Origin of the sequence: Streptomyces pratensis, assembly GCF_016804005.1 — a bacterium.
GTDB lineage: Bacteria > Actinomycetota > Actinomycetes > Streptomycetales > Streptomycetaceae > Streptomyces > Streptomyces pratensis_A.
Window position 1 is genome coordinate 3374922 of the sequence record NZ_CP051486.1, and the last position, 13903, is coordinate 3388824.

10 protein-coding genes and 1 pseudogene are annotated in these 13903 nt (G+C 70.3%); 8 read left to right on the forward strand and 3 right to left on the reverse strand.

The window, feature by feature from the left end; all coding sequences use genetic code 11:
• Window positions 1-107: 107 nt before the first annotated feature.
• Window positions 108-2450, reverse strand: a complete 2343-nt coding sequence (locus HED23_RS14450) for a WD40 repeat domain-containing protein (protein WP_203183832.1) — start codon at window positions 2448-2450, stop codon at window positions 108-110.
• A 228-nt stretch (window positions 2451-2678) separates the two neighbouring features.
• Between HED23_RS14450 and HED23_RS14455 the strand changes: the two genes are divergently transcribed.
• Window positions 2679-2864, forward strand: coding sequence for a hypothetical protein (locus HED23_RS14455; RefSeq protein WP_203183833.1), 186 nt, complete (start codon window positions 2679-2681; stop codon window positions 2862-2864).
• Between the two features lie 291 nt (window positions 2865-3155).
• A complete protein-coding gene (locus HED23_RS14460) occupies window positions 3156-3374 on the forward strand; it encodes a hypothetical protein (protein WP_203183834.1) in 219 nt (72 codons plus the stop codon).
• Window positions 3375-3490: 116 nt separating this feature from the next.
• Here the strand turns inward: HED23_RS14460 and HED23_RS14465 are convergent, their stop codons facing one another.
• Window positions 3491-4543 carry a LacI family DNA-binding transcriptional regulator gene (locus HED23_RS14465; protein WP_203183835.1) on the reverse strand — a complete coding sequence of 351 codons (1053 nt, stop codon included), beginning with the start codon at window positions 4541-4543 and terminating at the stop codon, window positions 3491-3493.
• Between the two features lie 283 nt (window positions 4544-4826).
• Here HED23_RS14465 and HED23_RS14470 point away from each other — a divergent pair, with 283 nt between their 5' ends.
• The 4 genes from HED23_RS14470 (at window position 4827) to HED23_RS14485 (ending at window position 9941) form a co-directional block, all read left to right on the forward strand.
• Window positions 4827-6197, forward strand: a complete 1371-nt coding sequence (locus HED23_RS14470) for an extracellular solute-binding protein (RefSeq protein ID WP_203183836.1) — start codon at window positions 4827-4829, stop codon at window positions 6195-6197.
• A gap of 22 nt (window positions 6198-6219) precedes the next feature.
• Entirely contained in the window at window positions 6220-7152 is a 933-nt protein-coding gene (locus HED23_RS14475; RefSeq protein ID WP_203183837.1) for a carbohydrate ABC transporter permease, read from the forward strand.
• A 3-nt stretch (window positions 7153-7155) separates the two neighbouring features.
• Window positions 7156-8055, forward strand: coding sequence for a carbohydrate ABC transporter permease (locus HED23_RS14480; RefSeq protein ID WP_203183838.1), 900 nt, complete (start codon window positions 7156-7158; stop codon window positions 8053-8055).
• A gap of 71 nt (window positions 8056-8126) precedes the next feature.
• On the forward strand, window positions 8127-9941 hold the full coding sequence (locus HED23_RS14485) for a glycoside hydrolase family 2 protein (RefSeq protein WP_203183839.1): 1815 nt from the start codon (window positions 8127-8129) through the stop codon (window positions 9939-9941).
• A 92-nt stretch (window positions 9942-10033) separates the two neighbouring features.
• Here HED23_RS14485 and HED23_RS35075 read toward each other — a convergent pair.
• A pseudogene (locus HED23_RS35075) lies at window positions 10034-10315 on the reverse strand (RICIN domain-containing protein); the annotation flags it as partial.
• Window positions 10316-10787: 472 nt separating this feature from the next.
• Here HED23_RS35075 and HED23_RS14495 point away from each other — a divergent pair.
• Window positions 10788-11951, forward strand: coding sequence for a DegT/DnrJ/EryC1/StrS family aminotransferase (locus HED23_RS14495; protein ID WP_203183840.1), 1164 nt, complete (start codon window positions 10788-10790; stop codon window positions 11949-11951).
• Window positions 11948-13732: an HAD-IA family hydrolase gene (locus HED23_RS35870; RefSeq protein ID WP_338019592.1), complete on the forward strand. Its 1785-nt coding sequence runs from the start codon at window positions 11948-11950 to the stop codon at window positions 13730-13732. The genes HED23_RS14495 and HED23_RS35870 overlap by 4 nt, the downstream gene beginning before the upstream one ends.
• Window positions 13733-13903 lie beyond the last annotated feature (171 nt).

The window sequence follows — 13903 nt, forward strand, 5'->3', positions numbered from 1 at the left end:
CCGAGCGTCCGACCGGTGCGAGGCGAGTTCCGTCGCGATGCCCGGTCCGGCACCGTCAGCCATCTCTCCCTCCGGGCAGCCGGACGTCGCGTGGAGGGCGAGTGTTCTCAACCGGCCGGCTGAACGTACGGCTGTTGAAAGCGTCCTGCCCACAGCCGTACGGTCCCGTCGCCACCGGCCGAGGCGATGAAGTGGCCGTCGGGGGAGAACGCGACGGCCTGAACCCGCTCGCTGTGGCCGGGCAGTGGTTCTCCGACAGGGTGGCGCGTGAGTGTGTTCCACAGGCGGACGGTTCTGTCGCTGCTGCCTGTGGCCAGGAGATGTCCGTCGGGCGAGAACGCCACCGAGGCGACGGGACCGGTGTGGCCGGTGAGGGACTCGCGGACCGGGGTGCCGGTCGCGGTTTCCCACAGACGGACCGTCCCGTCCTGGCTGCCGGTGGCGAGAAGACGGCCGTCGGGGGAGAACGCCACCGATTCGACGCTGCCCGTGTGGCCTGTCAGAGGGGGGCCGACGGGCAGGCGCCTGGCGGGGTCCCACAGGCGGATGACGTGGTCGTGGCTGCCGGTGGCGAGGAGACGGCCGTCGGGTGAGAATGCCACGGATCCGACACTGTCCGTGTGGCCGCGGAGGGGGCCACCGAGGGGGGTCCCCCTCGCGGTGTCCCACAGCTGGGCGTCGTGGCAGGCCGTGGCGAGGAGACGTCCGTCGGGGGAGACGGCCACAGAAAGGTAGGAGCCGTGATCTCCGTCAGGATCGACGAGGCGTCTGCCGATGGGGAGGCGGGTGTCGGCGGTCCACATCCGTACGGATTCATCGTCACTGGCTGTGACGACGAGGCGGCCGTCAGGGGAGAACACCACAGCGCGGACCGTGTCGGTGTGGCCGGTGAGGGGGTTGCCGACGGGGAGACGGGTGACCGGGTCCCACAGGTGGACGATTCCGTCGGATCCCGCTGTGGCGAGCAGACGCGCGTCCGGAGAGAACGCCACGGAGTGGACCGGAACCTCATGGCTCCCACGGATGGCGGGCAACGGGATGGGGTGTCCGGCAGAGAGCGCGTGCTCGACCGCCCGTAGGGCCGAGGTGGACGCGACGAGGGGCACCCGAGTGCGGGGCTGACCGCTCCGGTGGACGCGCACGGTGTTGTCGTGACTCGCGGTGGCGAACAGGGACCCGTCGGGGGAGAACGCCACCGACCAGACCTGGTCGGTGTGGCCGGTGAGGGGTTCGCCGACCGGAGCACCGGTCGAGGGGTCCCACAGCCGCACGGTCCTGTCGCGGCTGGCGGTGGCCAGCAGCCGACCGTCCGGGGAGAATCTCACGGAGAAGACCGGGCCGGTGTGGCCGGTGAGCGGGGCAAGGACCGCGGTGCCGGTGATCGAACTCCACAGCCGCACCGTTCCGTCGGATCCGGCCGTGGCCAGCATCTGTCCGTCGGGGGAGAACGCCACCGACTCGACGTCGTCGGTATGACCGATGAGGGGTCTTCCGACGGGGGCGCCCGTGGCGGGGTTCCACAGGCGCACGGTCTTGTCGCGGCTCGCCGTGGCGAGGAGGCTGCCGTCAGGGGAGAACGCGGTCGACCACACAGGATCGCCGTGACCGGTGAGGGCGTCCCCGGCCGGAGTGCGCGTGGTGGTGTACCACAGCCGTACGGTCTCGTCCGCGCTCGCGCTGGCCAACAGCCGTCCGTCGGGGGAGAACGCCACCGACCAGACCTCGTCGGTGTGGCCGGTGAGCGGTTCGCCGACCGGAACCCCGGACACGGTGTCCCAAAGGCGCACCGTGCGGTCGGCGCTCGCGGTGGCCAGCAGCCTTCCGTCGGGCGAGAACACCACCGACGCCACCCCCTCGGTGTGGCCGGTGAGTGCGTTGCCGACGGCAACACCGGACGCGGAGTCCCACAGCCGTACGGTGTTGTCCGCGCTCCCCGTGGCGATCAGTCGCCCGTCCGGGGAGAACGCCGCCGACACGACCGGGCCCGTGTGCACCAGCGGGGCGTAGGCGAGGGCGAAGCGGGACGAGGACGTGACCCGGGGCGAAGTCCTCGGCGGGCCGCTCACCGCCTCCTGCCGTACGGCACGAGTCTGCCGTCGGGCCGGCCGCGCCGACGCGACGGCGACCCACCGGGCACGCCACGGCTCCAGAACGGGTGATCTGCGGTCCGGTGGCGCACATTCCTGTCCGTACTCGTCCCAGGACAGCAGTGTGCGGACGAGCAGGATCACTTTGTCGACGCTCACGTACTTGGCCCCGAGCGCGGCGCTCTGCGTGGCGATCGGCAACGACGCCTGCTCCTGGGCGAACAGCCTCCGCGCGCGGGCCTCGATCGTACGCAGCGACGGATTCCCCCGCTCCACCCTCAGGCGGCTGAGGTGAACGGCCTGATCCCGCAGCGCCTCCTCGTACGCGCTCGACCGGTCGGTGGCGTCGACATGCTCTGCCATGGGCTCCGTCCCCCGTGCTGCGCCAAGTCATCAGCAGCGTAGGGGGCTGTGGACCGAACGGTGCCGAACTTGACGGAACAGTCCCGTACAACGCGTACACGACGCGGCCGTGCTCGGGTGTTCGGCCGAACACGCCTCACGTACGGAGGAGTTGGGCGAGCGATCGGCGTTCCCTGGATTCGTTCGATCCGTGCAGGTCACAGCGGTGACATGGGTCAGAGTCGAGTCATGTCCACTCCACCTGACGCATTCCTGTCCCTGCACACCGCCGTCGTACTGCTGGCCGCCGTCGTCGTCGGCATGGTCATCGGCTGCCTGACCGTCCTCACCGGTGTCCCGGTCGCGGCGGCCGTCATCGCGGGCGTGTCCAGCGCCGGAGGCAGCGTTCCGGTCCTGCGTACCCTCATCGGATGAGCGTCTGGTGACCGACCGGCCGACCCGGCAGCGGACCATGCTTGCGGGCCTGCCGCACGAGGAGTTCTCACGCCGGTTCTCACGCGGGAGGGACAGGGAGCGATTTCCGGTGCGGACGCCCATCGAGCGGGGTGCTGGACCGCGGCACCTCCACCGCCCGGGAGGCCTCGCGTCCTGCGGAGGGCTGAATTGCCGCCGTCCAGCGGTGAGATGGTGGGAATCGGTCCTTGCTCCGACTTGCTTGTCGTGTGTTGCAAGTCATCGGCGTGAGCTGACGCGCACCACTACTCGATGCTGCTGCCGGCCAAAGACCTGTTCGTCCTGCTCGGTGCCACAGCGGCGGGGTTGCTGGTGGCACCCGGCCGACGCGGTGTCTCCGTCGTGGTCATCGCGGGAGTGACAGCGGTGCCGATCCTGGCACTGACCCGCAGCTTCTTCACCCCGAGACCCGAACGCACCGAGACCGACCGGACGGAAGGAGAGACGCCGGCTGCCGGCGGCACCTGCTGAGTGTCACGTGATGCGTGCTCGGGAAGATCCGCTCGAACCGTGCAGGCCTCAGAACTGCCGAGCGCACCTCGGTGCACCCCGGATCCCGTCGGCGGCAACGACGCCGACGGGAGGTGTCAGGCGCCCGGCCCCTCGGTGCTCTCGCGCAGGACCAGGCGGTGTGCCACCACGCGGTCCTGAGTCGACTGGACACCGGGGCCGGTGGGGCTGTGCGCCTCCTGGCTCTGTGTGGCCTCCTCGATGCGTCGGAGCAGGAGCTCGACGGCGACCCTGGCCACCGCGGCCTTGTCGGGTGACACGGTGCTCAGCGTCGGCACGCTGAAACGGCCGCCTTCCACGTCGTCGAAGCCCACCACCGCCACGTCGTCCGGTACGCGCAGCCCGTGTTCGTACAGGGCGCGCAGGGCTCCCAGGGCGAGCTGGTCGTTGAGGCACAGCAGTGCGTCCGGCCGCATCCCGGAAGCAAGGGCCCGGGCCACCGCGCGGGCGCCGTCGGGCATCCTGAAGTCGTCCACCGGCAGCAGTGCGTCCGGACGGTGGGTGATGCCGGCCTCGGCGAGGGCCGTCAGGTAGCCGCGGGTGCGGGCCTCCGCGGTCCCGAGTCCCGGTGCGTCCCGGCCACCCACCGCGAGAACGGTCCGGCGGCCCAGGCCGATCAGATGCTCGGTGGCCTCGCGCGCGGCCTTCTCGTTGTCGATGGCCACATGGTCGGCACCCTCCTCCAGCAACTCCCCGAGCAGCACGGTGGGTGGAGCCCCGGCTCGCTCGCGGAGGTCGTCCGCGGTCAGGGCGAGCGGGCTGAGGATTATCCCGTCGACGAAGTCGGAGGCGAAACCCGCCAGGGCCGCCAGCTCGTGCTCGCGGTCCGCGCCGCTCTGGTGGATGAGCACCGTCAGGGAGCGCTGTTCGGCCTCGCGGATCACATGCCGGGCGAGCTCGGCGAAGTACGGAACGTCCAGTTCGGGCACCACCAGGGCGATGATGCCGGTCCGGCCCTTACGCAGATGGCGCCCGGCCAGGTTCACCCGGTAGCCGAGATGGTCGATGGCCTCGCGGACCACCTGCCGGGTCCGGTCGGAGACATGGACGTAATCGTTGATCACGTTGGACACCGTCTTCTCCGACACCCCCGCGTGCCGTGCGACGTCCTTGATCCTGGGCCGTGCCACGACCGACCTCCCTGCCCTCGCGCGCTGCCGAGTCTATGTCCCGGCGCTCCGGGGGCCGACAGAGGTGTCCGGTATACGGCACGCGGTGAGTCCCCCAGGTGTCGAAAGGTGTCGAACACCCGTACCGTCCGAACTCTTTACAGCCAATGTACATCGATGTAAAAACATGTGACCGCACCGTTTCAGCCAGTGCGGTCACCCACCTGCCGTGTGCGGTGGACCCGTCCGTGCGGCGGGTCCACCGCCGATCCGGCATGAGCGTCCGGCCGTCGAAAGGTCCGCGATGAGTTCTTCGTCCCCCGCCCACGAGGTCTCGGCCTCGCACGGCCCCGGCCCGGCGCCAGGCACCGGCCGCCGTCGGTTCCTGCGCTACGGAGCAGCCGGCGCGACCGCCCTGCTCGCCACGGGCCCACTGGCCGGCTGCTCCTCGCGGGCCTCCGCCTCCGACGCCTCCGCCTTGAGCGTCTGGGACCTGTTCCAGGGCGGTGACGGCATGTTGATGAACGACATGATCCGGGCCGCCTCCGAGGGCCCCGAGGGCTTCCAGGTCGACCGCACGATCCTCGACTGGGGGCCCTCGTACTACACCAAGCTCGCCATGTCGGCCGCCGGAGGACGAGCCTCGGACGTGGCGGTCCTGCACCTCTCCCGTCTGGCCGGCTACGCGCCCGGCGGGCTGCTGGACCCCTTCGACCTCGACGTACTCGCCGAATTCGGCGTCACCGAGAAGGACTTCACGTCGGCGGTCTGGTCCCGCACGAAGCATCAGGGGCGCGTCTACGCCATTCCCCTGGACGTCCACCCGTTCATCGTCTTCTACGACCGGAAGGCCGCAGGCGAAGCCGGGCTGCTCGATCCGAAGGGTGAACTCGCTCCGATGGGGTCACCGAAGGCCCTTCTGGAGGCGGGGAAGGCCCTGGCGGATGTGACGGGAAAATCGGGCATCCTCTTCGGGCACGTGACCGACACCGCGCAGAGCTGGCGGCAGTTCGCGGCGCTCTACGCGCAGACCGGTGCCTCCTTCACCCTGCCGGACGGCGGGCCCGCCGAGATCGACACGGACGCCGCGGTACAGGTCGTGTCCTTCATGCAGCAGCTCTTCGACGGCAGGACGAATCCCAACAACCTCGACTACAACGCCGCGTTGGCCGGCTTCGTCGGAGGCCGTGGCGGGATGGCCATGCTCGGGGAATGGGAGCTGCCGACGCTCCAGAAGTCCGGCATCCCGCTCGGCGCCGCACCCTTCCCCCAGGTGTTCGGCCGGCCCGCCGTCTACACCGACTCCCACAGCTTCGTCCTGCCGCATCAGGACAGCCCGGACCCGGCCCGCCGTAGGGAAGCGCACCGCTACGTCGCCGAGATACTCAAGCAGAGCCTGACCTGGGCGAGCGCCGGGCACATCCCCGCGTACCAGCCGGTGCTCGCCGAGCCGGGGTACGCGGCGCTGAAGCCGCAGTCCTCGTACGCCGACGCCGGAGAGGTCGCGGTGCTCGATCCGCCGAACTGGTTCGCCGGGGCGGCGTCGAACTTCCAGAACCGCATGTGCCAGCCGCTCCAGTCGGCGTTGCTGGGCAACACCTCCGCCGAGAAGGCCGTACGGCAGATGGTCCGTGAGGCGAACTCGCTGCTGCGGCAGCCCAACCCGGTTGCCTGACCGAGCAGAAGGAGTTTCCGACGTGACCACCATCGCGCCCACCGGCGCCCCCGCGCCGGCCGGCGAGCCGCCGGTCGTCCCGGCCCCACGCCGCGGCACCGGCCGCCGCGGACCCGGCATGCTCTTCGTCCTGCCCTTCGCGGTCCCCTTCGCGCTCTTCCTCGTGTGGCCCGTGGTCCAGGGCCTCTGGATGAGCCTCACCGACAGTTCCCTCACGCTGCGCGACACATCCTTCGTCGGGCTCGACAACTACGCCGAGGCGTTCGGCGACCCCGACGTCTGGAGCAGCCTCGGCAACACCGTCTTCTTCACGGCGGCTTCCAGCGTGCCCCTGGTGCTGATCGCGCTGGCCATGGCGCTCCTGGTGCACAGCGGGCTCGCCGGGCAGTGGGTGTGGCGGCTGTCCTTCTTCGCGCCCTACCTGTTGCCGGTGACCGTCGTGACCCTCATATGGACCTGGCTCTACCAGCCGGAGGTCGGACTGGGCAACGAGCTCCTCGGCTCGCTCGGCCTCGAGCCCGTCGGCTGGCTGTCCGACGAAGCGGTCACGATGTGGTCGGTCGCCGCACTCACCGTCTGGTGGACGGTCGGCTTCAACTTCCTGCTCTACCTGGCCGCGCTCCAGTCCCTGCCGTCGGCCTACGACGAGGCCGCCGCGCTCGACGGTGCCGGCGCGTGGCGGCGCCTGTGGTCCGTCACCCTGCCGCAGCTGCGCCGGACCAGCGTCCTGGTAGCCATGCTCCAGATCCTCGCTTCGCTGAAGGTGTTCGACCAGATCTACATCCTCACCAAGGGCGGGCCCAACGGCTCCACCCGGCCGATCCTCGAGTACGTCTACGACATCGGGTTCACCGGCTACCGGCTGGGCTACGCGTCGGCGGTCTCCTACGTCTTCTTCGCCCTCGTCATCGTCGTATCGCTCGCACAGCTCCGCCTCTTCCGCCAGGAGGACTGACCGATGTCCACGACCACACCCGTCGCACGGACCATGCGCCGCCCCCACCGGGAAACGGCCGGCTCCCCCCTGCTCCTCGGCCACGGCCGGCTGCCGCGCGTCCTGGCCGGTACCGCGCTCACCGTGCTGGCGGCCGTCTGGCTGCTGCCGTTCCTCTGGGCCGTGGCGACGTCCTTCCAGAGCGAACAGGACGTCGCGAAGCCCGGCCTGTCGCCCTTCAAGGGCGCCTTCACCCTGGACGCCTACCAGCAGATCCTCGAACGCGGGAACGTGACCGTCTGGGCCGCCAACAGCTTCCTCGTGGCCGGACTGGTCACGCTGATCACCGTCGTGATCTCCACCCTGGCGGCCTACGGCTTCTCGCGGGGCACCTTCCGGGGCCGCCGCGCCCTGCTCGCCGTCACCGTCGCGGCCGTCATGGTTCCGCCGCAACTGCTCGTCGTGCCCCTCTTCGAGCAGATGCTGATGTTCAACCTGGTGGACACCTACGCGGCGATGATCCTGCCGCAGGTCGTGGCGCCCATGATGGTCTTCATCCTCAAGAGGTTCTTCGACAGCATCCCGCGGGAGCTGGAGGAGGCGGCACGGCTCGACGGAGCGTCCGAGGTGCGCGTCTTCCTGTCGGTCGTCCTGCCGCTGTCCCGGCCGATCGTCGCCGCCGTCTCGATCTTCGTGTTCATCGGCGCGTGGAACAACTTCATGTGGCCGTTCATCGTCACCAACGACCCCGACCTGATGACGCTCCCCGTCGGACTGGCCACCGTCAAGGACGCCTTCGGCATCCAGTACGCCCAGGCCATGGCCTCGGCGCTGCTCGCGGCACTGCCGCTGATCGTGGTGTTCCTGCTCTTCCAGCGCCGCATCGTCAGCTCGGTGGCCACCACCGGCCTCGGCGGAGCCTGACCCGCCCTTCCACCCTCCGTACCACCCCGGGCCGGCGGTCCCCGTCGGCCCGACGACTCCCTGGAGCATGTGTGCCCACTCCGTCCGTACCCCGCCCCGAGTACCCGCGACCGCAGTTCGTCCGTCGCGACTGGCTCAACCTGAACGGCCTCTGGCAGTTCGAGACCGACCGGGGGGACAGCGGCATCGAGCGCGGTCTCCTCACCCGTGAACTGACGGGCGAGATCCTCGTCCCCTTCCCGCCCGAGTCCGAACTGTCGGGTGTCGGCGACACCGACTTCCTCGAAGCCGTCTGGTACCGGCGTGTCCTCACGCTGCCAGCCGACTGGGCCGGCCGCAGGATCCTGCTGCACTTCGGCGCCGTCGACCACGACACGACCGTCTGGGCGGACGGCACCGAGGTCGCCCGCCACCGCGGCGGCTTCACCCCGTTCACCGCCGATCTCGGTGACATCGCGGGCTCCGGACAGGACGTGGTCATCACCGTCCGGGCCCGTGACTCCCGCTCGGGCCCGCAGGCCCGCGGCAAACAGGCGATCAAGTACGCCAACCACGACTGCAACTACACACGTGTCACGGGCATCTGGCAGACCGTCTGGCTGGAGCCCGTCCACGAGCTTCACCTGAGGCGGCCGCGGATCACCCCGGACCTCGCCGGCTCCGCCTTCCAGCTGGAACTCCCGCTGTCCGGCAACCTGCCTGGCCACCGGGTGCGAGCGGTCCTGAGCGACGGGGACGGTGAGGTGAGCCGGGCGGAGGCCCGCGCCGACCTCGACCTCGCACCCCGCCTCCACCTGCCCGTTCCCTCCGACAGGAGGCGCGAGTGGGGCCCCGGCGACCCGCACCTGTACAGCATCGTGCTCGAACTCGTCGACGAGCAGGGGGAGGTGCTCGACACGGTGGACAGCTACGCCGGGCTGCGAGCCATCGGCCTGCGGGGCAAGGCGGTCACCCTGAACGGGCGTCCCCTCTTCCAGCGGCTCGTTCTCGACCAGGGCTGGTACCCCGACGGGCTGATGACCGCGCCCACCGACGAGGCACTGGTCCGGGACATCGAGCTCGCCATGGACGCCGGCTTCAACGGGGCACGGCTCCACCAGAAGGTCTTCGAGGAGCGCTTCCTCTACCACGCGGACCGTCTCGGATACCTGGTCTGGGGTGAGTTCGGCGACTGGGGCTGCGAGACCGGAGGGTCGTCGGGCGACAACCAGCAGCCCGACGCGTCCTACGTCGGCCAGTGGCTGGAAGCCGTCGAACGTGACTACTCGCACCCCTCGATCGTGGGCTGGTGCCCGCTCAACGAGACGTACCAGAAGCTGCACGACCGCATCACCCGGCTCGACGACGTGACCCGGGCCATGTTCCTGGCCACCAAGGCCCTGGACAGCACCCGGCCCGTGATCGACGCGTCCGGCTACGCCCACCGGGTCGTGGAGACCGACATCTACGACTCCCACAGCTACGAGCAGGACCCCGAGGCGTTCCGGCAGCTGATGGCCGGTCTGGCCAAGGGTGAGCCGTTCGTCAACACCTACGAGAACGGAAACGCCTACTCCCAGCCCTACCGGGGGCAGCCCTACTTCGTCAGCGAGTTCGGCGGCATCTGGTGGGACCCGGAGGCCGCCGCCGCTCAGTCCGGGGAGGACCGGACCGTCTCCTGGGGTTACGGCGAACGTGTGCGCAACGAGGAGGAGTTCCACGAGCGGTTCAGCGGCCTGACGGGTGTGCTGTTGCGGGACCCGGCCATGTTCGGCTACTGCTACACGCAGCTGACCGACGTCTTCCAGGAGCAGAACGGAATCTACCGCTTCGACCGGGGCAGCAAACTCGACGTGAAGCGGATCAGGGCCGCGCAGTCGCGCCCGGCGGCCATCGAGGAGGAGTAGCGGTCCCGCAGGCAGCGGTCTCCCCGAATCCTGGGGAGGCCGCCGCCGGTGCGTCCGGGCTCGCTCCGGCCTGAAGGGCGCCCTCAGACCCGCTGCAGCCGCCAGATCTGCGGCTGCAGGCCGTTGCAGGTCCACTGCTGGACGTTGCCGCCCGGCGTACGGGAGCCCTCGGCCACGTCGAGGCACTGCCCGCTCTTGGCGTTCCGCAGCCGGTGGAGCGCACCGTCCGCGATGCCGGCCGCGTCGCCGCTGCCCGTGAGGGAACCGGTCGCGAAGTACGGCCGGCACACCGAGCCGTCCCAGCCGGTGGCGATCTGCAGGAGAGTCCTGCCGTCGGCCGAAGGCAGCAGCGGAGAGCTGTAGTTCTGGCAGTGTCCCACCCTCGACGCCACCCGGCTGTCCGACGAGAGCGCGACGCGCGGTGCCGCGGCAACGGGACACTTCACGGCCTGGGGCTTCACGGGGGCCTTCGCAGGCCTCTGCGCACCGGACCTCACCGGTGCCGGGATGATCGCCCACCCCGCGCGCCGGGGCCGGGCGACGGCCCGGACCGCCGTGGAGTCCTGCGGCGCGGTCCGGCGTTCCGGTTCCAGCCGTGCGGTCCGGCCGTGCAGAGCTTTCTCCCACGAGCGGCCGTCGTCAGCACGCCGTACACGGGGGGCGGCGACGGGTTCACCGCAATTTCACGCACGTGTGACCCGGAGGCCGATATCCCGTGCTCCGAATACTTCCTGCTGCACGGAGATAGGGGGGTGATAGGGGAAAAGGAAGGGGGAGGACGGAACGAATTGCTGCGATAGCGTCACGGCCCGCATCGATTCAATTCACCGAGAGAGTGTGTAATCCATGGGACGTTCGCCGCAGTCATTTGAATTCCCTGCCTGGCCGCAGTACGGCGACGAGGAGCGGACGGCTCTGCACCGTGCTCTCGACCAGGGGCAATGGTGGCGTATCGGGGGGAGTGAGGTCGACACCTTCGAGGAGGAGTTCGCCGCTTACCACGGCGCGCCGTACGCGCTCGCGGTGACCAACGGGACGCACGCGCTGGAGCTCGCGCTGCAGGTCCTCGGAGTCGGCCCCGGCTCGGAAGTCATCGTTCCCGCATTCACTTTCATTTCTTCCTCGCAGGCGGCCCAGAGGCTGGGCGCGGTCGCCGTTCCGGTGGATGTCGACCCGGAGACGTACTGCATCGATCCCGCTGCCGTCGCTGCCGCGATCACTCCTCGGACCAAGGCCGTCATGCCCGTCCACATGGCCGGCCAGGTGGCGGACATGGACGCGCTGGACAAGATCTGCGCCGACGCGGGCGTGGCGATCCTCCAGGACGCGGCGCACGCCCACGGTGCGCGGTGGCAGGGGAAGAGGGTCGGTGAGCTGGGATCCGTCGCCGCCTTCAGCTTCCAGAACGGCAAGCTCATGACAGCGGGCGAGGGAGGGGCCGTGACGTTCCCGACCCGTGAGCTTTACGACGCCGCGTTCCTGCGGCACAGCTGCGGGCGGCCCCCGACGGACCGCAAGTACTTCCACAACACCTCGGGCTCCAACTTCCGTATGAACGAGTTCAGCGCGTCGGTCCTCCGTGCCCAACTCGGGCGGCTGGCCGGGCAGATCGACACGCGTGAGGAGCGCTGGCCGCTGCTGGCGAGCCTGCTCGCCGAGATCCCCGGCGTCGTACCTCAGGGCAGGGACGAGCGCAATGACCGCAACCCGCACTACATGGCCATGTTCCGGGTCCCCGGCCTCGGTGAGGAGCGCCGCAACGCCCTCGTGGACACCCTGATCGAGCGAGGGCTGCCGGCCTTCGTCGGCTTCCGCGCCATCTACCGCAGCGACGGCTTCTGGGAGTCCTCCGCTCCGGACGAGACCGTGGAGGAGATCGCGCGTCGCTGCCCGAACTCCGAGGCACTCACCCGGGACTCCGTCTGGCTGCACCACCGGACACTGCTGGGCACCGAGCAGCAGATGCACGACATCGCGGCCGTCATCGCCGAGAGCATGGCCACGGCGTGAACCGGCCCGTCCGTGTCGTGGTGGTCGGGATGGGCTGGGCGGGCCGGGAGATCTGGCTCCCCCGGCTGACACAGCATCCGGCCTTCGAGGTCATGGCCGTGGTGGATCCGGTGGCAGGCCCGGCGGACTCCGGGGTCCCGCTGCTGGGTGACGTCGCGGAGATCGAGCCCGGCACGGTCGACCTCGCGGTCGTCGCCGTGCCGAACCACCTGCACGCCGACATCGCCGAGGAGCTACTGCTCCGGGGCATCCCCGTGTTCCTCGAGAAGCCGGTGTGCCTCACCTCCGCCGAGGCCGGCCGTCTCGCCGAGGCGGAGCGCGCCGGAGGCGCGGTACTGCTCGCCGGCAGCGCGTCCCGGTACCGGGCAGATGTCCGGGCCTTGTACGAGCGGGCGTCGGCGGTGGGACGGATCCGTCACATCGACGTGTCCTGGGTGCGGGCCCGTGGCGTTCCGGACTCGGGGGGATGGTTCACACAGGCCCAGCTCTCGGGCGGAGGCGCGCTGGTGGACCTCGGATGGCATCTGCTGGACAGCATCGCGCCGATCCTGGGGCCGGCCGCGCTGACGCAGGTGGTGGGCACGTCGTCCGACGACTTCGTCAACACCTCGGGCGCCCGGGCCGGCTGGCGTGACGGCCCGGAGGCTGCGGGCGCCGGCGCGGGAGGCGGCGACGTCGAGGACACCGCCCGGGGTTTCCTGGTCACCGAGGACGGTGTCTCGGTCGCGCTCCGCGCGAGCTGGGCGTCGCACGAGGCGCGCGACGTCACGCTGATCAGGGTCGAGGGCAGTGCGGGTGTGGTCTCGCTGCGTTGCACCTTCGGGTTCAGCCCGAACCGCGAGGGCGGGTCCGACCTGACGTTCACCAGTGACGGTGAGACGGCGCCGGTGCCGTTCGAGGCCGAGCGGATCGGTGCGGAGTACGACCGGCAGCTCGACGAACTGCCCGGGTTGCTGGGTGAACCGGCCATGACCGGGCGGGCGGTGGCGGACGCGCTCCGGAACATCGGGGTGATCGAGCGTCTGTACGCCTGTGCTCGGCAGAACGTTCCGAACGACGACGCGACCGGGGAGTACCGGATGGACAGGCGCATAACGGGACTCACGGGGAACACGCCCGTCGTCGGCCCGCTGGAGCACCCCAGAAGTGTGGTCGTGTTCGACCTCGACGGAGTGCTGGTGGACAGCACCGAGGTGATGCGAGAAGCGTTCTCGATCGCGTACGCGGAGGTCGTGGGCGAGGGGCCGGCCCCGTTCGCGGAATACAACCGGCACCTGGGCCGGTACTTCCCCGACATCATGCGGATCATGGACCTTCCCCTCGAGATGGAGGAGCCCTTCGTCAGGGAGAGCTACCGGATGGCTCATCTGGTGCCCCTGTTCGACGGAGTACCGGAGATGCTGCACACGCTGCGCGAGCGGGGCATCCGGCTCGCCGTGGCGACGGGGAAGAGCGGGCCGCGGGCACGCTCGCTGCTGTCGCAGCTGGGGGTGCTGGATCTCTTCGACCACGTGATCGGGTCCGACGAGATCGCTCGCCCGAAGCCGGCTCCGGACATCGTCCTCAAGGCGCTGGAGCTGCTCGGGGCCGACCCCGACAGCGCGGTGATGGTCGGCGACGCGGTGACCGACATAGCGAGCGCACACGCCGCGGGAGTGGCTGCCCTGGCGGCACTGTGGGGTGAGACGGACGAACCGGCGTTGCTGGCGGCCGCGCCGGACGCGGTACTCCAGAAGCCGGGGGACCTCCTGGCGCTGTGGCCGGCCGGAGCCCTCGGCTGACCGACCCGACCGACCCCTGGGCCGGCCCGCACCGTACGGTGCGGGCCGGCCCACCCATGACGGGCCCCTGTGGCCCGGTACCGCCACGGGACGGACCGCACCCGTACGGCCGGCCCGGCTCGGGGTGTCATGTGGCCCGGAACCCCGCGGAGTTAGGGATGCCCTAGGGGG